Genomic DNA, 23,018 nt, shown 5'->3' with positions numbered 1-23,018 from the left:
AGGGCCCGGCGGTTCATGTGATGCTCGTGGGAGCAGATCAACGCTTCTCGCGGATCTTGGCTGCCTTGCCGCGCAGGTTGCGCAGGTAGTACAGCTTGGCTCGACGCACGTCACCGCGGCGCTCGACTTCGATCTTCTCGATGATGGGCGAGTGCAGGGGGAACGTACGCTCCACGCCCACACCGAAGCTCACCTTGCGGACCGTGAAGGCCTCCTGCACGCCACCGGCGTTGCGGGCGATGACGACGCCGGCGAACACCTGGATACGGGAGCGGTTGCCCTCGACGACGCGGACGTGCACCTTGACGGAGTCGCCGGCGCGGAACTGGGGGATGTCGTCGCGCAGCGACGCCTTGTTGACCTCTTGGATCAGCGGGTTGGTCATGATCTATGCCTTTCCGTCAGTGCCACAGGCCACCGCGGTATGCTCTGGCCCATCACGCACCAGACGTTCCCCCCGTGGCAGGAGCTGTCGGTGATGGGGTTGCCCAGGTGTGGGCAACGGCTAGTCATTATGCCAGCTTGCCGCGGCTGGCGGAAATCAGAAGGAGGGGCGCGCCGAAGCGCCGCCCCTCCCCCGCTGTGGCAGGTGGTTGTTACTTGCCGTCGCCCTTGAACATGGACTTGATGAGGTCACGGTTCAGCTGGGAGATGGACTCCAGCGGAATGCCCTTGGGGCAGACCGCTGCGCACTCACCGATGTTGGTGCAGTTACCGAAGCCCTCTTCGTCGTGCTGGGCCACCATCGACTTCACGCGGCGGTACCGCTCAGGCTGGCCCTGGGGCAGCATCGCGAGGTGCGTGATCTTGGCCGCGGTGAACAGCATGGCGGAGCTGTTCGGGCAGGCCGCGACGCAGGCGCCGCAGCCGATGCAGGTGGCGTTGTCGAAGGCGATATCTGCCTCGCGCTTCGGCGCCGGGCTCGCGTGTGCGTCCGGAGCCGAACCGGTGTTCGAGGAGATGAAGCCGCCGGCCTGGATGATGCGGTCGAGCGCGGTGCGGTCCACCGCGAGGTCCTTGATCACCGGGAACGCGCCTGCGCGCCAGGGCTCGATATCGATCGTGGCACCGTCCTCGAAGGAACGCATGTGGAGCTGGCAGGTGGTGGTGCGGAACTCGCTGCCACCGTGCGCGACGCCGTTGATGACGACGCCACACATGCCACAGATGCCTTCGCGGCAGTCGTGGTCGAAGGCCACCGGCTCCTCGTTGCGCTGCGTGAGGTTCTCGTTGAGCAGGTCAAGCATCTCCAGGAACGACATGTCCTCGGACACGCCGTCCAGGTCGTACTCGACCATCTTGCCGGCGGCGTTGGGGCCGGCCTGACGCCAGATACGTAGCTTGAGCTTCACTTGTAACTCCGTTGCTTCAGTTCGATTGCCTTGTAGACGAGGGGTTCGCGGTGCAGGACGGGCTTACTGCCCTCACCTGTCCACTCCCAGGCGCCGACGTAGAGGAACTCGTCGTCGTGACGCAACGCCTCGCCCTCCTCCGTCTGGGACTCGCCGCGGAAGTGGCCGCCGCAGGACTCGCGACGGTGCAGGGCATCGATGCACATCAGTTCGCCGAGCTCGAAGAAGTCCGCCACGCGACCGGCCCGCTCGAGGGCCTGGTTGAAGTCCTCGTTCACGCCGGTGACGCGCACGTTACTCCAGTAGTCCTCCTTGAGGGCACGGATGAGACCGATGGCCTTCTTGAGGCCCTCCTCCGTGCGGTACATGCCGCAGTACTCCCACATGATCTGCCCGAGCTCCTTGTGGTAGGAGTCGACGGAGCGGGTGCCCTGGATGCTGAGCAGCTTCTCGATGCGGGCACGGGCCGTTCCGACAGCCTCGACGACGGCGGGGTGATCCTGCCCGATCTTCTCGAACGGGGCGTCAGCCAGGTAGTCGTTGATGGTGTTGGGCAGCACGAAGTAGCCGTCGGACAGACCCTGCATCAGGGCCGACGCACCGAGACGGTTGGCGCCGTGATCCGAGAAGTTCGCCTCGCCTGTCACGTACAGACCCGTGATGGAGGACTGGAGGTCGTAGTCGACCCACAGGCCACCCATGGTGTAGTGCACCGCCGGGTAGATGCGCATCGGCACCTCGTACGGGTTCTCACCGGTGATCTGCTGGTACATGTCGAAGAGGTTGCCGTACTTGGCCTCCACAGTCTTCTGACCCATGCGGTTGATCGCATCGGAGAAGTCCAGGTAGACGCCGCGACGGACCTGGCGCTCGACGCCGTCCTCGCCGATCTCGGTGACGGCCGGGCCCACACCGCGACCCTCGTCGCACATGTTCTTCGCCTGGCGCGACGCGATGTCACGCGGCACCAGGTTGCCGAACGCCGGGTAGATGCGCTCGAGGTAGTAGTCGCGCGCCTCCTCGGGGATCTGACGCGGGTCCTTCGCGCAGTCCTCCGCGTTCTTGGGCACCCAGATCCGGCCGTCGTTACGCAGCGACTCCGACATGAGCGTCAGCTTCGACTGGGTCTCGCCGTGCACCGGGATGCAGGTGGGGTGGATCTGCGTGTAGCAGGGGTTGCCGAAGTAGGCGCCCTTGCGGTGTGCACGCCAGTTGGCGGTCACGTTGCAGCCCATGGCGTTGGTGGAGAGGAAGAAGACGTTGCCGTAGCCGCCGGTGGCGAGCACGACGGCGTCGGCCGTCCACGCTTCGATCTTGCCGTTGATCATGTTGCGGGTCACGATGCCGCGGGCACGGCCGTCGACCACGATCAGTTCGATCATCTCGTGGCGGGCGTACATCTTCACCGTGCCGGCGGCGATCTGGCGCTCCAGCTGCTGGTAGACGCCGATCAGCAGCTGCTGACCTGTCTGGCCGCGGGCGTAGAAGGTGCGCTGCACCTGCACGCCACCGAACGAGCGGGTGTCGAGCAGGCCGCCGTACTCGCGGGCGAAAGGCACACCCTGCGCGACGCACTGGTCGATGATGTTGGCCGACACCTCGGCGAGGCGGTAGACGTTGGTCTCGCGGGCGCGGTAGTCGCCACCCTTGACCGTGTCGTAGAACAGACGGTGCGTCGAGTCGTTGTCGTTGCGGTAGTTCTTGGCCGCGTTGATGCCGCCCTGGGCGGCGATCGAGTGGGCGCGACGCGGGCTGTCCTGGTAGCAGAAGTTCAGCACGTTGTAGCCGGCCTCGCCGAGCGTGGCGGCGGCTGCGCCACCGGCCAAGCCGGTGCCGACGATGATGACGCTGAGCTTGCGACGGTTGGCCGGGTTGACCAGGCGTGCCTGGAACTGGCGGGTCTGCCACACCTTGTCGATGCTGACATCCTGTGGGGCCTTGGTGTCGGCGATGTCCTCACCGACGGCCCAGTAATCGGTCGCCACGGGGGCGGTTGCGGTGGTCTCGGTCATCCGATGACTCCAATCAGAACAGCGAGCGGCATGATCATGAAGCCGATGAACAGCACGGCGGCCACGATGATGGCCAGCACGTTGAGCAGCTGGCGCGACTTCGCGCTCAGGTTGCCGCCCAGGGTCGCGAACGCGCTCCAGAAGCCATGGCGGATGTGCATGCAGATCAGCACCATGCAGATGGCGTAGAGCACGACCATCCACCAGTTACTGAAGCTGGCCAGCACCATCAGGTGCGGGTGCTCACCGCTGCCACCGGCGCCGAGGGAGCCCGGCACGATGGTGAACTGGATGAGGTGGAAGATCAGGAAGGCCGCGATGATGATGCCGCCCCAGCGCATGGTGCGCGCCGAGTAGGTCTGGACCTTCTTCTTGGTGTTGACGTACTTGTCGCCGCGCTCAGCGAGGGTCTTCGCCGAGAGGGTTGCCGCCGACCAGATGTGCAGGATGACCGAGAGCAGCAGAGCGAAGCGGAACACCCAGATGAAGGTGCCCGCCGGCATGATCGGGTACAAGATGCCGCCGTCGTCGGTCTTGCCCTTCAGCCAGTGCGCGTAATGGTCAAACGCGTAGAAGTTGTCCGCTGTGTAGAACATCTTCAGGTTGCCGTACATGTGCATGAGGAGGAAAGCGATCATGATGAGACCGGTCACCGCCATGATGACCTTCTTCACGACCGTGCTTCGTCTCGCACGTTGATGAATGGTGAGATTTGTTGCCACGGCGCCACTCTAGCCAACCCATGTCGGCCTGTGGGGGAAGGGGGCAGGTTAGCGGACAGCGCGTCGCGATGCCACATTTAGGTGCGGTTCGGCTCACCTAATTCGCTGAGAGCGAAGCGGTGGTTCAGGCCTCGTCGAGCAGGTCCGGGCGACGGGCCCGGGTGCGTTCCGTGGCCTGTTCCAGGCGCCACTTCGCGACGTTGGCGTGGTGCCCGCTGAACAGGATCTCCGGCACCTCGCGGCCCCGCCAGACGGGGGGCTTGGTGTAGTTCGGGTACTCGAGGAGCGGATGCTCGGGCGAGTGCGACTCCTCGACGAGGGACTCGGGGTTGCCGACCACGCCGGGCAACAACCGCACCACGGCCTCCGTGACGGCCAGCGCGGCCACCTCTCCCCCGTTGAGCACATAGTCGCCCAGGCTGACCTCGACGAGTTCATAGCGCTCGGCGCAGTGGTCGATGACGCGCTGGTCGATGCCCTCGTAGCGGCCGCAGGCGAACACCAGCCGCTGCCTGGCTGCGAGTTCGTAGGCCAGGGCCTGCGTGAACGGACGGCCCGCAGGTGTCGGGACGACGATGGTCATGGGCCGGTCATCCGCCGCTTCGAGGGCGTCGAGCGCCTCGCCCCACGGCTCGGGCTTCATCACCATGCCGGCGCCGCCGCCGTACGGCGTGTCGTCGACGGTGTTGTGCCGGTCATGGGTCCAGTCGCGCAGGTCGTGCACGGCGACCTCGATGATGCCCTTGTCGATGGCCTTGCCGACCAGGGACAGCTGCAGGGGCGCGAAGTAGTCCGGGAAGATCGTGACCACGTCGAGCCTCATTCGACGTCCTCCAACAGTCCCTCGACGTCTGCCAGCTGAAGATAGCCCCCGTCGATGTCGACGGTGGGCACCAGGGCCGCGACGAACGGCACCAGCCGGTCCTCGCCGGCGACGTCGATGCGCAATACGTCCTGTGCGGGAAGGTGCAGCACCTCGGCGACGGCGCCGCGCTCGGCACCGGTGTGGTCGCGAACCGTCAGCCCCACGAGCTGCCGGTCGAAGTACTCCTCCGGTTCGCTGGGCAACTCCGCTTCGGGCACCAGGTCGTAGAGGAACTCGCCGTTGAGTGCCTCCACTGCCGTGCGGTCCGGCACGTCGGCGAAGCTCACCACGAGCTTGCCCTTGTTCCAGCGCACGGAAGTCAGCTTCAGCGGCCGGCGCTTCTCCCCCAGCCACAGCGTGGCGCCCTCGACGAAGCGCCGGCCGGGCTCGTCGGTGCGCACGTCGATGAACACGTCGCCCCGAATGCCGTGGGCCCGTCCTATCCGGCCGACGACGACTTCGATCTCACTCATCTTCAATCCTCAACAGCGATGCCCCGGGCTCAGATGAGTTCCGGGGCATCGCGGGTGGTAATGGTCAGCGGCGGCGGGGCCGGTCCACGTCGACGAAGTCGACCCGGACACTCTCATTACCGGCCAGCGCACCGACAAGGGTGCGCAGCGCCTGGGCGGTGCGGCCTTGGCGGCCGATCACCTTGCCCACGTCGTCGGGGTGCACGCGCACCTCGAGCAGGCGACCACGGCGCAGGTCCTTGTCCCTGACGGTCACGTCGTCGGGATTCGACACGATCCCCGCAACGAGGTGCTCCAGGGCTTCAGCGAGCATGATCAGGCCTCTTCGGCGGGAGCCTCGGCGTCTTCAGCCGGGGCTTCCTCGGCCGGGGCCTCGTCAGCCTTGGCGGCCTCATCCTCGGCAGCCTTCTTCGCGGCCTCTTCCTCAGCGGCCTTCTTGGCAGCTTCCTCTTCGGCCTTCTTCTTGGCCTTCGAGATGGCCGGCGCGGCGGCGTCGGCGTCCTCGGCGAGGGCGGCGGCGAACTCGGCTTCGCGGTCGCGGGGCTCGGGCTGCGGGTCCACGCCGGACGGCGAGGTGTCGCCCGAGAACTTCTGCCAGTCACCGGTGCGCTTCAGGATGGCGACGACGGCCTCGGTGGGCTGTGCGCCCACGCCGAGCCAGTACTGCACGCGCTCCGAGTCGACACGGATGACGCTGGGGTCGTTCTTCGGGTGGTACAGGCCGATCTCCTCGATGGCCTGGCCGTCGCGCTTGGCGCGCTCGTCGATGACGATGATGCGGTAGTGGGGCGAGCGAATCTTGCCGAGACGCTTCAGACGAATCTTGGTAGCCACGTGTGTGGTGTCTCCTGTTGTGTGTGCCTCGGGATGAGGCTGTGTCGAAAGGCGCCGCGCAGAGTGTGGGGCACACTGCGCGTAAACCAAGGGGGTCCCGTCGAGGCGCGTGAGAGGGCACGCCGAGACGAGGTGCACCGGCCATTGTGCCAGATGTGGCGGCATCGGCCCAAAACCCAGAGGCGCCGGAGGCAGGGCTCCGCCACCGCCCGCATAGGATCGGTGACGTGGAGCTCAGCGCGGATCAGTTCGAGGCCCTCGTCGAGGAGGCCCTCGAGATGCTGCCCGCTCCCCTGACCGAGCATCTGGACAACCTCATCTTCGTGATCGAGGACGAACCGGAGGACGACTCAGACACGCTCGGCTGGTATGAGGGCACTTCCCTGACCGACCGGGGCGAAACCTACGGCTTCGGGCAACTGCCGGACCGGATCGTCCTGTTCCAGGGGCCGCTGACGCGCCTCTGCGAGACCGAGGACGAGTTGTACGAGGAGATCTGGATCACCCTCGTCCACGAACTTGGGCACTACCACGGCATCGAGGAGGACTCCCTCCACGAGCTCGGCTGGGGCTAGCGCGCGCCCCGGGCTCAGCCGCAGACCCCGGCGAGGTCACCGGCGAACGCCAGCGGCTGGGTGCCGCCACAGAACGAGCGGCTGAGCGCAGGAACCACGCCCGGGCCCTGGTCGACGGCGGGCGCAGACCCGAACGGGCGCTCGGCGCCGAGCAGCGACTCCCATGCACTCGGAGCGCGCACGGCTTCCACCCGGGTGTCATCCGGATCGAGGCCTGCGGATTCGGCCGCGTGGCGGAAGAACTCGTCGCGGCCCATGATGCCGTCGATGAGGCCGTGGTTCTGGGCCGTCTCCGGATCGAACATGAAGGCGCCCAGGTCGTTGACGATCTTCTCCGACGGGATGTCGCGGTGTTGACTGACGTGCTCGACGAAGTTGTCGTACTCCACCTTGAGGCCTGAGGTGTAGTTGGCGCGTTCCTCATCCGTCATGGGCCGGTAGGGGTTACCGAAGTCCTTGCCGGTGCCCTGGCTCAGGTACTCCTGGGTGATGCCGCCGGTGGTGGTGACCCCGGATTCGAGGATGTTGCCGGTGGTGCCCACCACGTCGGTGTATTGCGTGAACGGGCCGAAGATCACGCCGATGGAGCCGATCAGGGCCCCGTGGTCGGAGATGATCTCGTCGGCCGACGCGGTGGCGTAGACGCCGCCCGATGCAGACATGGACGTCACGTGCACCAGCACCCTGTTCGCCGTGCGTTCCTGGTATCGCTCGACGGCGTCGCTGATCGCGCGGGAGCCGCCGATGCTGCCGCCGGGTGTGTTGACCAGCAGCAACAGGCCGGAGGCATCCTCGGAGGTCAGTTCGTCGATCTGCTTGGCCACCTCGTTGCCGAAGGTGCCGGCGGCCAGCAGCGCGCCGTCGGAGGCATCAGAGAGGATGGCACCGGAGACGTTGATGGCCCGCAGCCGCTCGCTGCCGCTGCCCCAGATGGTGGTCAGGTTGGTGGTGGCGGTGCCCGCCTCCGAGGGTGTGAGGGCCGCGAGGCTGCCGATCATGGTGATCAGAGAGACCAGTGAGGTGACCAACAGCATGGCGCCCAACCCGATCCCGAACCCGAGGCCGCCGCCGAAGCCGCGCGCGAACCCGCCCCGCTTGCCGCATACGAGATCTAGTACGGTCTCGTGGGCTGGGAGAGGGTGATAAGAGACGGGCCGGTGAACGAGGCGCGGACATCCCTGATCCGGTGCCCGCGCCGGCGCCTGCGGTGCTCGGGGTGCCTGAGGCGCCGTCGCGGGCACCGGATCAGGGATGTCCGCGCCTCGTTCACCGGCCGATGGCGGGGGAAAGTTCTGGGGATTGTCACTCATGCGCTCTGCTGCCTCCTCGGTGCTGTCGGCCCAGCCTATCCATGGCCGGGTCAAGGGTCAGACCAGTGCGGGGGTGGAATTGTCGGCGCCCAGTGGTAGACACTAGTCAACGGCCCGAGCCGGAAGCCGCTGATGTGAGAGCCAAGAGTGAAGGGAAGTTCCTGCGATGAAGACCGCCGTACGTTGGGGGCTCGTGCTCCTCTCCGCCGTCGCCCTGATCCTCAGCACCGGCGGCGTCGCCCGGGCTGACTACCCCACCCCCTCCCCCACCTCCAGCAAAGGCCAGCGGGTGGTGGAGATCGTGAAGGGCTGGGACTACATCTTCCCCGGCTCCGTGGACTCGTGGGAGCTGAAGAGCCTCGCCGCCGAAGTGGTCTACCTCGACAACTCCGTCCTCACCTGGCCCAGCATGCAGGAGGACCTGCGCGCCAAGATGCGCAGCGCCGGCGCCACCCGCGTCACCTTCACGCCCGCGCGGATCCCCTACACCAAGGTGGAGGCTGCGGTCAGCGCACTGCAGGACCGCTATGCCGCCCAATTGGCCGACGGCAGCCTCGCCGCCATCTTCCCCACACCTGGTGTGGCCCAGCGCGGCATCACCGTCTCCGGCGACAGCGCCGGGGTCGCGCTGCTGCAGGCGCAGCTCGGCACCACGTACCAGGAAATCCCCATGGTCTACCGCGTCGGCGCCCAGCCGGCCCCGGCCGGGTTCGACGTCTACACCACCCCGGGCATGCACCTGCTCAACGGCCGCGAGTGGCGCACCCGCTGCGAGCCCTACTCGCAGACCGAGCGCTGCCGCACCGAGATCAGGGCCACCACCATCGCCCTGGTCGACGGCGCCTACGTGCAGACCACCGGCTGGGCGTTCAACAACCTCACGTACGCGGCGTCGCCGCGCACGCTGTGGCGGGGCAACCCGCTGGGCAACACGGGCTCCTGGTCCGCCGCGGACGGCCGTCAGTGGCGCACGGAATGCGACACCGCGCTGACCGGTCGCAACGCCTGCCGCTCCTTCGTGCGTGCCACCTTCATCGCCGTCGAGAACGGCCAGTTCGTCCAGAAGACCGATTGGCAGTTCAACAACATGGTGCGCTTCAACTGACGGGCCAAGGCGGGGGGTGAAGCTGCCGTCAGCGCTGCGGGGCCCTTCGTCGTTCGCTGGGGCTCACGCTCAGGGACCAGATCAGCTGATCACGCGGCCCCGCAGGACGAGGGCCCGGGGAGAGCGGATCGTCTCGAGGCTCACCCGCGGATCCGCGTCGAGGACGATCAGGTCTGCGCTGGCTCCAGGGAGGAGCGCGTCCGCCCCCAGCCACGTGCGGGAACGCCAACTGGCTGCGCCGATGGCGAAAACGCTCCCACCCACCTCGGCCAGCGCATCGATCTCGTCGCGGATGCGGCCGTGCTCGATGACAGTGCCCGCGTCAGTGCCGGCGTAAACCTGGACCCCAGCCTCGACCGCCTTGCCGATGGTCTCCTTGCGTCGCGCGTAGAGGTCCATCATGTGCGCGTAATAGGTGGGGAACTTCTCCTGCGCCGGCCCCGCGTACTGGGGGAAGCGCTCGAGGTTGATCATGGTGGGCACCAGCGCGGTGCCGCGGCGGACCATCTCGTCGATCCCGTCGTCGCTGAGCCCGGTGCCGTGCTCGATGCAGTCGATGCCGGCGGCCACCAGTTCGTGGACGGACTGTTCGCCGAAGCAGTGCGCTGTGACGCGGGCTCCCTCGTCATGGGCTGCCTCGATGGCGGCAGCCGCGATGTCGGCGGGCCACAGCGGTGCGAGGTCGCCTGCGCTCCGGTTGATCCAATCCCCCACCAGTTTGACCCAGCCGTCGCCGGAGCGCGCCTCGTGCCTGGCCTGCTCGACGAGCTGCTCCGGCTCCACCTCCACCCCCAGGTAGCGGACATACCGCTTGGGCCGCGCGATGTGCTGCCCGGCACGGATCAGCCGCGGCAGGGTCTCGTCGCCCTGTACCCATCGGGTATCTGCGTGCGAGCCCGCGTCGCGGATCAGCATGGTGCCGCCACCGAGGTCCTGCAGCGCCTGGCGCCGGATGGTCTCGTCGTCGACGGGTCCCTGGGCACCCACGCCGATGTGGCAGTGTGCATCCACGTAGCCGGGCACCACGAAAGCGTTCCGCGCGAGCGTCTCAGCGTTGGCGGCGGGCTCGTCGGTCAGCACCCCGTCGACGATCCACAGGTCGCGGGGTTCGTCCTCCGGGAGGAACGTGCCGTGGATATGCAGCGGGCGGGTCATCAGAACCTGGGCTTGTTCTCGTTGAACATCTTCTGCAGCTCCGGCGGCAACTCGAACTCGTCGAGGCTCTGCGGGATCTCCGGCGCCTTCGGCTGGGCGACGGCCCTGTTGGCTCCTGCGGGACGGGCGGTGCCGCGGCGTCCCTTCTTGCCCTTCTGGTTGTGTTGCTGGCGCTTCTGTTTGCGGCCGCCCATGCCGGGCATCCCAGGCATACCGGGCATCCCGCCCGGCATGCCGCCCATCCCGGGGAAGCCACCGGCCATCGACTCCATCATCTTGCGCGCCTCGACGAAGCGGTTGACCAGCTTGTTGACGTCTGAGACCTCCACCCCGGCGCCGCGGGCGATGCGGGCGCGACGGGAGCCGTTGAGGATGGCGACGTCGTCGCGCTCCTTCGGGGTCATGGAGAAGATGATCGCCTCGATGCGGTCGATCTCCTTCTCGTCGATCTCATTGATGGCCTGCTTGAACTGCCCGGCGCCCGGCAGCATGCCGAGGATCTTCGACATGGGGCCCATCTTGCGCAGCTGCTGCATCTGCGAGAGGAAGTCCTGCAGGCCGAACGAGTTCTTGCTCATCAGCTTCTCGGCCGCGGCGCGCGACTGCTCGGCGTCGAAGGTCTTCTCCGCCTGCTCGATGAGGGTCAACACGTCACCCATGCCCAGGATGCGCGAGGCCATCCGGTCAGGGTGGAACATGTCGAAGTCTGTCAGCGCCTCACCGTTGGAGGCGAACATGATGGGCTTGCCCAGCACGCGTGCGATCGAGAGGGCCGCACCGCCGCGGGCGTCGCCGTCTAGCTTGGTGAGGACCACGCCGTCGACGCCCACGCCCTCGTCGAACGCCTTGGCCGTGTTGACGGCGTCCTGGCCGATCATGGCGTCGACGACGAACAGTGTTTCGTCCGGGTTGACGGCCGCCTTGATGTTGGCGGCCTGCTGCATCAGCTCCGCATCGACGCCGAGGCGTCCGGCGGTGTCGACGATGACCACGTCGTACAGCTTCGCCTCCGCATGCGCGATGGACTGGCGGGCCACATCGACGGGGTTGCCGACGCCGTTGCCCGGCTCCGGCGCGAAGACATGGACACCGGCCCGCTCACCGACGATCTGCAACTGCTGAACGGCGTTGGGCCGCTGGAGGTCGGCGGCGACCAGGAGCGGCGTGTGCTTCTCCGACTTGAGCCACTTGCCGAGCTTGCCCGCCAGGGTCGTCTTACCGGCGCCCTGGAGACCGGCGAGCATGATCACGGTGGGCGGGCGCTTGGCGAACCGGATGGTGCGCGCCTCCCCACCGAGGATGGCGACCAGTTCCTCGTTGACGATCTTGATGACCTGTTGCGAGGGGTTGAGCGCCTTGGACAGCTCGGCGTCGAGCGCGCGCGTCTTCACCGCGGAGATGAACTCCTTGACCACGCCGAGGTTCACATCGGCTTCCAGCAGCGCGATGCGGATCTCGCGCATGGTGGCGTCGATGTCGGCTTCGGTCAGCCGGCCCTTGGAGCGCAGCCCCTTGAATGCCGACGCGAGCCGGTCCTGCAGAGTATCAAACACGTCGTGATTCCTTCGAGGTGGGAGGCAACCGAACCAGGATACCCAATGGCCACCTGTGGATAACTTGTACCGGTTGTCTGAGGCCCGTGCTTCGATGGGTGACATGAGCGACGAAGCACTCGGCATCCTGCAGCACCTCACCAACCGGCCTGACGCGCAGTTCCATCCCGGTCAGCGCGAGGCCATCGAGGCCCTCACCGAGCACGGGCGGCGGGCCCTGGTGGTGCAGCGCACCGGCTGGGGCAAGTCTGCGGTCTACTTCATCGCCGCGTTGCTGCGCCGCCGCGCCGGGCACGGGCCGGCGCTGATCATCTCTCCCCTGCTCGCGCTGATGCGCGACCAGGAGGCGGCCGCCGAGCGCGCCGGGGTGAAGGCGGTGGCCATCAACTCGGCCAACGTCACGGAGTGGGGCCACATCGAGCAGCGGCTGGCCGAGGATTCGGTCGACGTGCTGTTCGTCTCGCCGGAGCGGCTGGTCAACCCCAAGTTCCGGGCGGAGCAACTCCCACGGCTGCTCGAGCGCGCCGGCATGCTGGTCATCGACGAGGCCCACTGCATCAGCGACTGGGGTCATGACTTCCGGCCGGATTACCGGCGCCTGCGCACCCTCATCGAGGAACTGCCCGACGGGGTGCCCGTCCTGGCCACCACCGCCACCGCGAACCAGCGCGTCGTCGACGACGTGGCCGAGCAGATGGCCGCCGGCGGGCACGAGGTGTTCACGCTGCGCGGAGGCCTGGCCAGAGACTCGCTACGCCTCGGCGTCCTGGACCTGGGCACGTCCTGGCGTCGGCTGGCCTGGCTCACCCAGCATCTGAGCGAGTTACCCGGCAGCGGGATCGTCTACTGCCTCACGGTGGCGGCGGCGGAGGATACGGCGGCCGCGCTGCGCACGGCGGGCCACGAGGTGCTGCCGTACACGGGTCGCACGGATGCGGCTGAACGCGAATCCGCTGAGCGGGCGCTGAAGAACAACGAGGTCAAGGCACTCATCGCCACCTCGGCACTCGGGATGGGTTTCGACAAGCCGGATCTGGGCTTCGTCGTGCACCTCGGGGCCCCTTCCTCACCGGTGGCGTACTACCAGCAGGTGGGCCGCGCGGGCCGAGCCACGGACCATGCGGACGTGCTGCTGCTGCCCGGCCAAGAGGACCGTGACATCTGGCACTTCTTCGCCACCAACGCCATGCCCACCGAGTCGAAGGCGTCGGCCATCATCGAGGCGCTCGCTGCGGAGGGCCGTCCGCTGACCACGCCCGCCCTCGAGGCGAGGGTGGACATCCGTCGCACCCAACTGGAGTTGCTCCTGAAGGTACTCGCAGTCGACGGCGCGGTGGAGGCAGTTCAGGGCGGGTGGGTCGCCACCGGGCAGCCGTGGGTCTACGACCAGGAACGCTACGACCGGATCGCCGCGGCCCGCGTCGCGGAGCAACAGGCCATGATCGAATACCAGAAACTGCCGCAGGGCAGTTGCCGGATGGAGTTCCTCACGGCGGAGCTGGACGATCCCACCGCTGCCCCGTGCGGACGCTGCGACACCTGCGCCGGGATCTGGTACCCCACAGAGGTCGCCGTCGAGGCGGCCGAGCAGGCCCGCAGCTCGCTGGATCAGGTGGGCGTGCCCATCCCCCCACGGGCCCAGTGGCCCTCAGGTCTGGACCAACTGAGGGTCGTGGACGCGGAAGGGAAGGCGTTCAAGACCAAGATCCCCACCGAGGAGAGGCTCACGGAGGGGAGGGTGGTGGCCCGCCTGACGGACCTCGGCTACGGCAACGCGCTCCGGGAGCTCTTCACGCCGGGCCCAGAAGGGGTGGCTGTGGACGGCGAGGTGCCGGCCGAGCTAGCCACGGCCTGCCTGCGCGTGCTGAAGGAGTGGGGCTGGGCCGAGCGCCCCGTCGCCGTCACCTGGGTGCCCAGCCTGTCGCGGCCACAGCTGGTGGAGTCGCTGGCAACGGGGATCTCCCGCGCGGGGCGTCTCGAACTGTTGGGGCCGCTGGATCTCAACCCGGAGGCTGAGCCCCTGAACCGGGCCACGAACAGCGCCTTCCGGGTGCGTGACGTGTGGCATCGCTTCCGGGTGCCGCAGGCCATGGCGCAGCGGGTCACGGAGCTGGATGGCCCGGTGTTGCTGGTCGATGACCTGGTGGATTCGCGCTGGACGCTGACCGTGGCCGGGCGCCTGCTGCGACGCGCCGGCGCCGCGTCGGTGCTTCCCTTCGCGCTGGCCAGCGTGGCCTAGCTCACTCGCCCAGGATGCCCTGGACGAAGCCTTCGGGGTCGAACGGCGCCAGGTCGTCGACGCCCTCACCGAGACCCACGAGCTTGACGGGCACGCCCAGCTCGCGCTGCACCTGGATCACGATGCCGCCCTTGGCGGAGCCGTCGAGCTTGGTCAGCACGATGCCGGTCACGTCGACCACCTCGGCGAAGATGCGCGCCTGCGTCATGCCGTTCTGGCCGGTGGTGGCGTCCAGCACGAGGAGCACCTCGTTGACCGCGGCCTTCTTCTCGATGACCCGCTTGACCTTGCCCAGTTCGTCCATCAGGCCGGTCTTGGTGTGCAGGCGGCCGGCGGTGTCGACGATCACGACGTCCACGCCGTCGTCGACGCCCTTGGCCACCGCGTCGAACGCCACGGAGGCGGGGTCAGCACCCTCGTGCGAGCGGACGGTCTCGACGCCCACCCGCTCGCCCCATGTGGCCAGCTGCTCGGCTGCCGCGGCGCGGAAGGTGTCTGCAGCGCCCAGGGTGACGGTCTTGCCTTCGGCCACCAGCACGCGGGCCAGCTTGCCGACGGTGGTGGTCTTACCGGTGCCGTTGACGCCCACCACCAGCACGACGGCGGGGTCGCCGTCCTTGGCGGGGGTGAGGTTCAGGGAGCGGTCCAGCGTGGGGTCGACGAGCTTGAGCAGCTCGGAGCGCAGCACGGCCTTGGCGCGCTCCGGGTCAGCCACGCCGTCGATGGCCAGTTCCTTGCGCAGCGCCTCAGTGAGTTCCATGGTGGGGCCGACGCCCAGATCCGAGGTGATGAGGGTGGTTTCGAAGTCGTCCCAGACGTCCTCGTCGAGCTTGTCGGCGCTGAGCAGGTCGCCCAGGGCGCGGGCCAGCGCGTTGTTGCTGGTGGACAGGCGGCGGCGGAGGCGTGCCCACCTGGAGGTGGGCGCCTCGGGCTGATCCAGTTCGGGCTCGACGACGACCGGCTCGGGCTCAGGCTCCACCGCCGATGGGGCGGGCTCCACCTCGACGGCCGCGGGCTCGTCGCCAGCAGGCTGCAGTTCCTCGGGCGCGACGACCGGCGGCTCCACCTCGGTGGGCTCGATCTCCGGCTTCTGCTCAGTCTGAAGCTCCCGCTGGCGACGCCCGTCGATGGTGATGATCACGCCGGCGACGATGATGGCCAGGCCGATGATCCCGATGATTACCCAAAAAAACCAATCCACGCGCACATTCTAGCGGGGCGTCCTCGAGCGGGCGCTGCTCATGGGCTGTGCGCAGGCCGGCCCCCAGGCACCGGGACCGATCCGTCCACCAGCACCCCGGCGGGCCCCGCGTCTCACGCTGGAACATCCACGCCGCCAGCGCCGATGACCACACCGCCCAGCCACATCCGCCTCGGCATCGGGGACAGCGCCACCATCGACGGTTGGCGCGTGACGCTGGTGTCGGTGGGGGATTCCGCCGTCGTGGCGGTTGCCCGGCTCGATGAGCCTCGGCGCGGATCAGTCGGCTGCGAGACGCTGGGACACCACGGTGGAGATGCCGTCCCCGCGCATGGTGACGCCGTAGAGCGAATCGGCGATCTCCATCGTGCGTTTCTGGTGCGTGATGACGATCAGCTGGGACGAGGCGCGCAGCTCCTCGTAGATGCCCAGGAGTCGGCCGAGGTTGGCGTCGTCGAGCGCGGCCTCCACCTCGTCGAGGATGTAGAAGGGGCTGGGCCGCGCGATGAACAGCGAGACCAGGAACGCCACCGCCACCAAGGAACGCTCGCCACCGGACAACAGGGACAGGCGCTTGACCTGCTTGCCTGCGGGCCGGGCCTCGACGTCGACGCCGGTGGTCAGCCAGTTGCCGGGATCTGTCAGGACCAGCTTGCCCTCGCCGCCCGGGAAGAGACGGGCGAAGACCTTGTCGAAGCTCTCCTCCACGTCGCGGTAGGCGGCCTCGAACACCTCTTGGACTCGCTTGTCCACCTCGGCGACGATGTCGATGAGGTCAGAGCGGGTCTGGCGCAGGTCGTCGAGCTGTTCGGCGAGGAACTGGTGCCGGGCGGTCATCGCGTCGAACTCCTCGAGCGCGAGCGGATTGACCCGGCCGAGCACTGCCAGGTTCCGCTCGGCCTTGCGGAGCCGCGAGGTCTGCTGGTCCCGGTCGTAGGGCACAGGCTCGGGCTGCTCGTCGTCCTCAGTGAGGGCCGTCCCGTCCGGGCGGGTGAAGACGGGGACCAGCTGATCCGGGCCGTACTCGGTGACGAGCTGCTCCGGCTCCAGCCCGAGTTCGCTGAGCGCCCGGTCCTCAAGCTGCTCGATGCGCATGCGGTGCTCGATGCGCACCATCTCGTCGCGGTGCGCGCCGCGCACGATCTCATCGAGCCGCTGCGAGGCCGCCTTCGACGCGTGCCGGGCCTGGGTGGTGCCGGATTCTGCCTCCCGGCGGGCCTGATCCGCGGCGTCTCGCTGTGCGGCGGCCTTACGTCGGGTGCCTTCGACGCGTTCGGCCAGCACCAGCGCCGCCTCATGCACGACGCGGGCGACCTCGCCCTCGCGGCGGAGTTGCTCCGCGCGCTGTCTGGCCTTGGCCCTCGACTGCCGCTCGTTCTGCGCGGCCCTCAGCAGGGACTCGGCCCGGCCGGAGATGGCCTTGATCTGCTCCTCGATGGAACGCAACGCCAGCCGCGCATCCATCTCAGCCTGCCGCGCCCGCCGGGCCTGCGCCGCCTTCTCATCGCGCTCCGCCGGGTCCGGCTCGGCCACGTCCTCCTCCGTCGACGCGGCCTCGAGACGGGCGGTCAGCTCCGCGAGTTGCTCCTCGTCGCGGGTGCGTGCGGAGCGGGCGGCCTCGATGGCCTCGGCAAGCCGTTCGGCCTCCTTGGTGGCGGAGGCCTGAGCCTGCCGGAACGAGCCGAGCTGGTCGGCGACCGCCGCGAGTTGCGCATCGGAGTCGTGCAGCCGGGCCAACGCGGCGTTCTCGTCGCCGCGGGCTGCCTCGAGCTCGTCCGCGAGTTCGTCGGCGGCGAACTTGAGCCTGTCCCTTTCGTGGCCCGCAGCGCTGAGCGCCTCCTCGGCCTCGGCGAGCTGCGCCTGCACCTCCAGCAGCGAAGGAGCCGCCGCGGTGCCGCCCTCCACGAGCCAGGAGGAGAACAGGTCCCCCGCACGCGTCACGACGACCAGCTCGGGGTTATCGGCCGCGACGCGGGCCGCGTCCTCGGCGGTCTCGACGGCGACGGTGTCGCCGAGGAGGCGTTCGAGCGCGCCCACCAGATGGTCGGGGGCGGTGATGCGGTTGAGGAGAATGGGGAGCTCACCCGGTTTCGACACGGCCCCGCTCCTCGCAAGCTCGGAGGCGGCCGGCTCAACCAGCGAAGAAACCACGAGGGGGGCGCGGCCGAGATCCTCGTCTGCCATGTGCCGGGTTGCGGCCAGCGCGCCGTCGAGCCCCTGCACGACGACGGCCTCGGCCAGCCCACGCAGCGCGGCTGAGACGGCGGCCTCCCAGCCCTGCTCGACGGTCAACAGATCACTCAGGCGGCCCACCACATCGTCGCGGCCCGCGTTGAGCAGGTCCGCGGAGCCGTCCTTGCGCTGGGTCATGAGGCGCAGCGCCTCGACGCGGGCGCTGAGCCCCGCGCGGCGCTTGGCCACGTCGGCTTCCTGTCCCTTCAGCTCGGCGGCCTTGGCTTCGAGTGCCTCCAGCGCCGCGGCGGCCCGTTCATACTCGGCGTCAAGGTCCGATTCCGAGGCGCCGAGGCCCGCCAGCGACGATTCGGTCTGGTGGTACTTCGACGCGGCTTCCTCGGCGCGCGACAGCGCCTCGGTGCGGCGGGCGTCGAGCCGGGCGATCTCCTCGTCGGAGGCCTCGAGTCGGGAGCTGAAGGAGTTGACCCGGCCGGTGAGGCGGGCCAGTCCCTCGCGCCGGTCCGCAATGGCGCGCAGCGCGGAGCTGTAGGCCTGTTCCGCGGCGGAGTGTTCCTGTTCCGCGCCGTTGCGCCGCAGCGTCGCGTCGGTCAGCGCGGTGTTGGCGGCCTCAGCTTCGCGCCGGAGGCCCTGCTCCTTGACGCGGACGTCTGCGGCCTCCGCCTCGAGCTTGTCGGGGTCGCGACCGCCGACGTCGAGGGTGGGCTGGTTCTCGCCGGCCCGCATGCGTTCCGCGGAGATCGAGATGGTGGTGGTGACCCGCTCCCGAAGTCCGGCCAGGGCGTACCACTGCTCCTGGGCGGCATCGAAATCAGCCGCGGCGGCGCGGAGCCGGCGCTCGGCGGCCTCCTCCGCGGCCTGCGCCTCGGCCACGTCATTCTCGGCGCGTGCCTTCGCTTGCTCTGCGGCCGCCTCGTCGGCGAGTTCCGCCTTCAGTTTGGCCTGTGCCGTGGCCAGGTCGTCTGCCAGGAGGCGGGCCTTGGCGTCGCGAAGCTCAGCCTGGATGACCGCTGCCTTGCGCGCGGCCTGCGCCTGGCGGCCCAGGGGCTTGAGCTGGCGCTGCAGCTCCCCCACCAGGTCCTGCAGTCGCTCGAGGTTCGCGTTGGTGGATTCCAGCTTCCGCAGCGCCTTCTCCTTGCGCTTGCGATGCTTCAGAACGCCGGCGGCCTCCTCGATGAAGCCGCGGCGGGATTCCGGGGTGGCCTGCAGGATGGCATCGAGCTGGCCCTGGCCGACGATCACGTGCATCTCGCGGCCGATGCCGGAGTCGCTCAGGAGTTCCTGCACGTCCAGCAGGCGTGCGGGCGTGCCGTTGATCGCGTACTCCGAGCCGCCCGAGCGGAACATCGTGCGGGTGATGGTCACCTCGGCGTACTCGATGGGCAGCGCGCCGTCGGTGTTGTCGATGGTCAGCTCCACCTCGGCGCGACCCAGCGGGGCCCGCTTGGCGGTGCCGGCGAAGATGACGTCTTCCATCTTCCCACCGCGCAGCGACTTGGCGCCCTGCTCACCCATCACCCAGCTGAGTGCGTCGACCACGTTGGACTTGCCGGACCCGTTGGGCCCGACGACGCACGTGATGCCTGGCTCGAAAACCAGCGTCGTCGCCGACGCGAAGGACTTGAACCCCCGCAGGGTGAGCTTCTTCAGGTACATGGCTAGGTCGCGGACCTCTCGTCGACCGGAACTTCGGCGTCCGCCAGCTTCGAGGGGCGCACGGCGCGGAAGGTCCAGACCTTGTTGACGATGAAGTTGATCGGCATGGTCAGCACAATCGCAATGAGCTGGGACCAGTACTCGCGGGACTGGAGGCCGCGGTCCTCATGGAAGTACGGTTCGGGCAGGTAGAGCGGGCTAGGGTTGGTCAGCAGCAGCTTGATCGCCAGGCCCACCACAGCCGCCACGGAGCCGACTGCGAGGAACGGCCAGAACTCCTTCCACCAGCCGGCGTGCTTCGAACTCTGGAACGTCCACCAGCGGTTGAGCTGGAAGTTGTAGAGATTGGCCACGAGGAAGGCGCCCACCCAGACGGCCACGGTGAAGCGCACGTTGAAGTCAGTGCCGGGGATGGACCACAGCACGTTCTGCGCGTTCTGTGAGCCGCCGTTGAGCCGGTTCATGATGATGGCGACCAGCATGTTGACCAGCACGCCGGAGCCGCCGACGATGCCGAACTTGATGAACTGCCCCACGTTCCTGCGATACCGCGCCTTGCGTTGGTCGTTCACACGCGTCCTTTCGGGGCCCGCTGGCAGGCGGGGCAGAGGTATGAGCTGCGGTTCATGAAGACCCGCCGCACGATGGGGCGACCGCACCGGCGGCACGGCTCTCCCTCGCGACCATAGGCGTTGAGTGCCCGGGAGAAGTAGCCGGACTCGCCGTTGACGTTGACATAGAGACTGTCGAACGACGTGCCGCCCTCCTCCAACGCCTCCTCCATCACCTCGCCGGCGGTACGGACCAACTCGACGGCCTTGCGTGGGCCGAGCTCCTGGGTGGGCGTGTCAAAGTGGATCCGTGTGCGCCACAGCGCCTCGTCCGCGTAGATGTTGCCCACTCCGCTGATCAGCCTCTGGTCGAGCAGCGCCCGTTTGACGGTGGTGCGTTTGGCCCGCATCCGCGCCGCCACGCTCCGGGCATCGAACGCGGGATCAAACGGGTCGAGCGCGATGTGCGGCACTGGGCAGTCAGCCAGCCCCGGGCGCAGCTCCAGGCCGCCGAACATGCGTTGGTCGACGAAGCGCAGCTCCGTCGCGTCGTCGAGGTGGAAGATGACCCTGGTGTTGCGCACATGCTCGTCGCCGGGTGCGTTGAACCGGAACTGACCGCTCATCCCGAGGTGCGCCACCAGCGCGTCGTCCCCCAGCACGACCCACAGGTACTTGCCCCGGCGCAGCACGCCATCGATCCGGCGGCCGCCGAGGTCTGCGCGGAAGGCGTCCGGGCCGATCGGGTGGTAGCGCACGGGCCGCGGGTGCAACACGGTGACGTCTGTGATGGTGTGGCCGGTGGCGTGGCGCTCGAGGCCGCGGCGGACGACCTCGACCTCAGGCAGCTCAGGCACCGGACAGCTCCGCGACAGCCAGTCGCGCGGCGATCTGCTCGGCGCGCTTCTTGCTGGGGGCGACCCCCTCGCCCGCCGGACGTTCCTCCACGAACACCACTGCGGTGAAGCTGCGCTTGTGGTCCGGGCCGGTGCCCACCACCTCGTAGCGGGGCAGTCCCCATCCGCGGGCTGCGGTCAGTTCCTGGAGCACGGTCTTGTAATCGGCGTAGTCGCCCGAATCAGCGGCGGCGGTGATCAGCGGATCGAAGTTGTGGTGGATGAACCGCGCAGAAGCCTCGGGCCCCTGGGACAGGTGGATCGCGCCGATGACCGCCTCCATGGTGTCGGCCAGAATCGACGTCTTGTCCTGGCCGTTGGTGGCGATCTCACCCTTGCCGAGCCGCAGATGGCCGCCCAACTCCAGCGACCGGGCCAGCTTCGCCAGCGGTGTGGAGCTCACCACGGAGGCGCGCAGCTTCGCGAGGTGCCCCTCAGCAAGATCCGGATACGCCCGCACGATGTGTTCGGTCACCACGATCTGCAGCACCGCGTCGCCCAGGAACTCGAGCCGCTCGTTCGACGGCACCGAGTTCTCGTAGGAGAAGCTGCGGTGGGTGAAGGACAGCTCAAAGAGCTGGGCGTCCACCTCGACGCCCAGCTCCTTCAGCTGGTTTTCAAGCCTGCTCACCCCCGGGCTCGCGGGGTGAGTAGGGATCAGGCCTCGACGACCTGGCGACGCGTCCCTCGCGGGCCGTACTGGCCGCAGCTCGGGCACGCGGTGTGCTGCAGGTGGGGCTCACGGCACGCGGGGTTGGCGCACACGACCGTGGGAACCACGCTTGCCTTCCACTGCGCACGGCGCGAACGGGTGTTGCTGCGCGACATCTTCCGCTTCGGAACGGCCATGATCTTCTCCTAGTTGTATTGCAAAAGTCAGTTGTTGGTCTCGCCGACAAGTCCAGAGAGACTCTCCCAGCGGGGATCGATCTTCTCCCCGTGGCTGTGGGCGGGATCGTCGTTGCGGTTGAAGCCGCAATCGGGGCAGAGCCCCAGACAATCGTCGCTGCACAGTGGCGTGAACGGCAACTCGAGCACCACCGCGTCGCGCAGGGTCTCGTCCAGGTCGATCGTTTCATCGACCACGACGCTCTCCTCCTCGTCGACCTCACGGCCGGGATAGAAGAAGAGTTCCTGCAGATCGAAGGTGTCCTCGTCCTCGATGTCGTCCAGGCAGCGGGCGCATTGGCCGTGGAGTTCCACGGTTGCCGTACCCGTCACCAGGACGCCCTCGACGACGGCTTCGAGCCTGAGATCAAGCTCGACGTCGGAACCTTGTGGCACCCCGATCACTTCGATACCGAGATCGGCTGGTGCGGGAACCGTCGTGACCATCTCCTTTGCCGAACCAGCGCCGCGGCCGAGCTCGTGCACCTCGAGGACGAGGGGCGAGCGACGATCGGGGTGGTGCTGCATGGGTGACACGTCAGACTCCCTTCACAAACCGATCACGATCTCGTCATGACCGACTGCCAACTCTACCGAATCCCAGGGTTCCCACCAAATCAGGTGAGGCCCATGACGGTGGGCAGCCACAGCGAGATCTGCGGAACACCACCAGGAACGTCGGGTCCATGAAGGTGCCCACCGCAAGGAGGATCACCATCATGATGATGAGGATCACGCTGGGGTTGTCGCTGAGGCCGAGCAGCGCCGAGGACACCGCCTCGGGGATGTGGCCCAGTGACATGACGAACGAGAGCACGGTGGACACGGCCTCCAGCAGCATCACGATGGCGGTGGTGCGCGCGGCGTCCATCAGGAGGGCCGGCAGGTCCTTGACCTGAGTTGCTTGTAGGCGAAGCCCAGGATGAGGCAGTAGACCACGGCCACGGCCGAGGACTCGGTGGCGGTGAAGTAGCCGGCGAGGATGCCGCCCACGACGATGACGATCATCAGCAGCGACGGGACGGCCCGCCACAGCGTCAGCAGCGTCAGCTTCAGGCCTGGGCGTTCCCCTCCCCTGCCTCCGCCGTACGTGCGGCCGAGGATGGCCACCACGATCATGCAGGCGATCACCCAGATGAGCCCGGGACCCACGCCTGCCACGAACAACGCCGCCACGGAGGTGCTGGAGACCAGCGAGTAGACGATGAACGTGTTCGACGGGGGGATCAGCATGCCGGCCGGGGCTGAGGCCACGTTGACGGCGGCACCCGAGACAGCTCCGAAGAGGGCGTTGGCCAGCACGTTGGTGTGGGCCAGGGAGTTGGGCATGCGGCCGGTGAGCACCTTGGCCGCGTCGATGAGTCTGCCTGCGATGCCGCCGGAGTTCATCAACACCCCGGCCAACACGAAGAATGGGATTGCCAAAGTGTGAAGCTGC

General features: G+C 68.1%; 21 protein-coding genes and 1 pseudogene. 3 read left to right on the top strand and 19 right to left on the bottom strand.

Annotated elements, in window-relative coordinates; genetic code table 11:
• Positions 1-37: 37 nt before the first annotated feature.
• From rplS to rpsP, 8 genes are all read right to left on the bottom strand, one after another.
• Positions 38-385 (bottom strand): 50S ribosomal protein L19, encoded by a 348-nt coding sequence (gene rplS, locus BN1186_RS01620; protein ID WP_040281889.1) that lies wholly within the window; start codon positions 383-385, stop codon positions 38-40.
• 211 nt (positions 386-596) lie between these two features.
• Positions 597-1,352, bottom strand: coding sequence for a succinate dehydrogenase/fumarate reductase iron-sulfur subunit (locus BN1186_RS01615; protein WP_040281887.1), 756 nt, complete (start codon positions 1,350-1,352; stop codon positions 597-599).
• Positions 1,349-3,364, bottom strand: coding sequence for a fumarate reductase/succinate dehydrogenase flavoprotein subunit (locus BN1186_RS01610; protein WP_040281885.1), 2,016 nt, complete (start codon positions 3,362-3,364; stop codon positions 1,349-1,351). The genes BN1186_RS01615 and BN1186_RS01610 overlap by 4 nt, the downstream gene beginning before the upstream one ends.
• Positions 3,361-4,038 carry a succinate dehydrogenase cytochrome b subunit gene (locus BN1186_RS01605; protein WP_246043202.1) on the bottom strand — a complete coding sequence of 226 codons (678 nt, stop codon included), beginning with the start codon at positions 4,036-4,038 and terminating at the stop codon, positions 3,361-3,363. Before BN1186_RS01605 ends, BN1186_RS01610 begins: the two co-directional genes overlap by 4 nt.
• Positions 4,039-4,210: 172 nt before the next feature.
• Positions 4,211-4,909 carry a tRNA (guanosine(37)-N1)-methyltransferase TrmD gene (gene trmD / locus BN1186_RS01600; protein ID WP_040281883.1) on the bottom strand — a complete coding sequence of 233 codons (699 nt, stop codon included), beginning with the start codon at positions 4,907-4,909 and terminating at the stop codon, positions 4,211-4,213.
• Entirely contained in the window at positions 4,906-5,424 is a 519-nt protein-coding gene (rimM, locus tag BN1186_RS01595; protein WP_040281881.1) for a ribosome maturation factor RimM, read from the bottom strand. The genes trmD and rimM overlap by 4 nt, the downstream gene beginning before the upstream one ends.
• Positions 5,425-5,488: 64 nt before the next feature.
• Positions 5,489-5,737: an RNA-binding protein gene (locus tag BN1186_RS01590; protein ID WP_040281880.1), complete on the bottom strand. Its 249-nt coding sequence runs from the start codon at positions 5,735-5,737 to the stop codon at positions 5,489-5,491.
• A 2-nt stretch (positions 5,738-5,739) separates the two neighbouring features.
• Complete coding sequence (gene rpsP, locus BN1186_RS01585) at positions 5,740-6,258, bottom strand: 30S ribosomal protein S16 (protein WP_040281878.1); 519 nt, start codon at positions 6,256-6,258, stop codon at positions 5,740-5,742.
• A 227-nt stretch (positions 6,259-6,485) separates the two neighbouring features.
• Between rpsP and BN1186_RS01580 the strand changes: the two genes are divergently transcribed.
• Entirely contained in the window at positions 6,486-6,833 is a 348-nt protein-coding gene (locus BN1186_RS01580) for a metallopeptidase family protein (protein ID WP_040281876.1), read from the top strand.
• 14 nt (positions 6,834-6,847) lie between these two features.
• Here BN1186_RS01580 and BN1186_RS01575 read toward each other — a convergent pair whose 3' ends face one another.
• Positions 6,848-7,867 (bottom strand): S49 family peptidase, encoded by a 1,020-nt coding sequence (locus BN1186_RS01575; RefSeq protein WP_052459645.1) that lies wholly within the window; start codon positions 7,865-7,867, stop codon positions 6,848-6,850.
• 442 nt (positions 7,868-8,309) lie between these two features.
• Here BN1186_RS01575 and BN1186_RS01570 point away from each other — a divergent pair, with 442 nt between their 5' ends.
• Complete coding sequence (locus BN1186_RS01570; protein ID WP_040281872.1) at positions 8,310-9,248, top strand: hypothetical protein; 939 nt, start codon at positions 8,310-8,312, stop codon at positions 9,246-9,248.
• 81 nt (positions 9,249-9,329) lie between these two features.
• On the opposite strand, the gene BN1186_RS01565 is transcribed toward BN1186_RS01570, so the two are convergent.
• Both BN1186_RS01565 and ffh read right to left on the bottom strand, forming a co-directional pair.
• On the bottom strand, positions 9,330-10,403 hold the full coding sequence (locus BN1186_RS01565) for an amidohydrolase family protein (RefSeq protein WP_040281870.1): 1,074 nt from the start codon (positions 10,401-10,403) through the stop codon (positions 9,330-9,332).
• A complete protein-coding gene (gene ffh / locus BN1186_RS01560) occupies positions 10,403-11,956 on the bottom strand; it encodes a signal recognition particle protein (RefSeq protein ID WP_040281868.1) in 1,554 nt (517 codons plus the stop codon). Before ffh ends, BN1186_RS01565 begins: the two co-directional genes overlap by 1 nt.
• A gap of 94 nt (positions 11,957-12,050) precedes the next feature.
• Here ffh and BN1186_RS01555 point away from each other — a divergent pair, with 94 nt between their 5' ends.
• A complete protein-coding gene (locus BN1186_RS01555; RefSeq protein ID WP_040281867.1) occupies positions 12,051-14,195 on the top strand; it encodes a RecQ family ATP-dependent DNA helicase in 2,145 nt (714 codons plus the stop codon).
• A gap of 1 nt (position 14,196) precedes the next feature.
• Here the strand turns inward: BN1186_RS01555 and ftsY are convergent, their stop codons facing one another.
• The 8 genes and pseudogenes from ftsY to BN1186_RS15885 form a co-directional block, all read right to left on the bottom strand.
• Entirely contained in the window at positions 14,197-15,402 is a 1,206-nt protein-coding gene (gene ftsY, locus BN1186_RS01550) for a signal recognition particle-docking protein FtsY (protein ID WP_040281865.1), read from the bottom strand.
• Between the two features lie 273 nt (positions 15,403-15,675).
• On the bottom strand, positions 15,676-19,245 hold the full coding sequence (gene smc / locus BN1186_RS01545; protein WP_040281863.1) for a chromosome segregation protein SMC: 3,570 nt from the start codon (positions 19,243-19,245) through the stop codon (positions 15,676-15,678).
• A gap of 2 nt (positions 19,246-19,247) precedes the next feature.
• Complete coding sequence (locus BN1186_RS01540; RefSeq protein ID WP_218975374.1) at positions 19,248-19,781, bottom strand: GtrA family protein; 534 nt, start codon at positions 19,779-19,781, stop codon at positions 19,248-19,250.
• A 32-nt stretch (positions 19,782-19,813) separates the two neighbouring features.
• Positions 19,814-20,653, bottom strand: coding sequence for a bifunctional DNA-formamidopyrimidine glycosylase/DNA-(apurinic or apyrimidinic site) lyase (gene mutM, locus BN1186_RS01535; protein ID WP_040281859.1), 840 nt, complete (start codon positions 20,651-20,653; stop codon positions 19,814-19,816).
• On the bottom strand, positions 20,646-21,410 hold the full coding sequence (gene rnc / locus BN1186_RS01530) for a ribonuclease III (RefSeq protein WP_074436883.1): 765 nt from the start codon (positions 21,408-21,410) through the stop codon (positions 20,646-20,648). The genes mutM and rnc overlap by 8 nt, the downstream gene beginning before the upstream one ends.
• Positions 21,350-21,541, bottom strand: coding sequence for a 50S ribosomal protein L32 (gene rpmF / locus BN1186_RS01525; RefSeq protein ID WP_074436882.1), 192 nt, complete (start codon positions 21,539-21,541; stop codon positions 21,350-21,352). Before rpmF ends, rnc begins: the two co-directional genes overlap by 61 nt.
• 27 nt (positions 21,542-21,568) lie before the next feature.
• The gene (locus tag BN1186_RS01520; RefSeq protein ID WP_040281857.1) at positions 21,569-22,108 is read right to left on the bottom strand and encodes a YceD family protein; all 540 of its coding nucleotides are present in this window, start codon (positions 22,106-22,108) and stop codon (positions 21,569-21,571) included.
• Between the two features lie 43 nt (positions 22,109-22,151).
• Positions 22,152-22,969 (bottom strand): annotated as a pseudogene (locus BN1186_RS15885) (TRAP transporter large permease subunit).
• Positions 22,970-23,018: the final 49 nt, after the last annotated feature.

The organism is Tessaracoccus massiliensis, assembly GCF_000826065.2.
In the GTDB taxonomy this organism is placed as follows: domain Bacteria; phylum Actinomycetota; class Actinomycetes; order Propionibacteriales; family Propionibacteriaceae; genus Arachnia; species Arachnia massiliensis_A.
This window is presented reverse-complemented; position numbering and strand designations above follow the sequence as displayed.

Coding starts and splice junctions, on each gene's coding strand:
- BN1186_RS01570 (WP_040281872.1), top strand. CDS start 8,310: ATGAAGACCGCCGTACGTTGGGGGCTCGTGCTCCTCTCCGCCGTCGCC.
- BN1186_RS01575 (WP_052459645.1), bottom strand. CDS start 7,867: ATGCTGTTGGTCACCTCACTGGTCTCTCTGATCACCATGATCGGCAGC.
- smc (WP_040281863.1), bottom strand. CDS start 19,245: ATGTACCTGAAGAAGCTCACCCTGCGGGGGTTCAAGTCCTTCGCGTCG.
- BN1186_RS01520 (WP_040281857.1), bottom strand. CDS start 22,108: ATGCAGCACCACCCCGATCGTCGCTCGCCCCTCGTCCTCGAGGTGCAC.
- trmD (WP_040281883.1), bottom strand. CDS start 4,909: ATGAGGCTCGACGTGGTCACGATCTTCCCGGACTACTTCGCGCCCCTG.
- BN1186_RS01610 (WP_040281885.1), bottom strand. CDS start 3,364: ATGACCGAGACCACCGCAACCGCCCCCGTGGCGACCGATTACTGGGCC.
- BN1186_RS01555 (WP_040281867.1), top strand. CDS start 12,051: ATGGGTGACATGAGCGACGAAGCACTCGGCATCCTGCAGCACCTCACC.
- rplS (WP_040281889.1), bottom strand. CDS start 385: ATGACCAACCCGCTGATCCAAGAGGTCAACAAGGCGTCGCTGCGCGAC.
- BN1186_RS01565 (WP_040281870.1), bottom strand. CDS start 10,403: ATGACCCGCCCGCTGCATATCCACGGCACGTTCCTCCCGGAGGACGAA.
- rpmF (WP_074436882.1), bottom strand. CDS start 21,541: ATGGCCGTTCCGAAGCGGAAGATGTCGCGCAGCAACACCCGTTCGCGC.
- rimM (WP_040281881.1), bottom strand. CDS start 5,424: ATGAGTGAGATCGAAGTCGTCGTCGGCCGGATAGGACGGGCCCACGGC.
- BN1186_RS01590 (WP_040281880.1), bottom strand. CDS start 5,737: ATGCTCGCTGAAGCCCTGGAGCACCTCGTTGCGGGGATCGTGTCGAAT.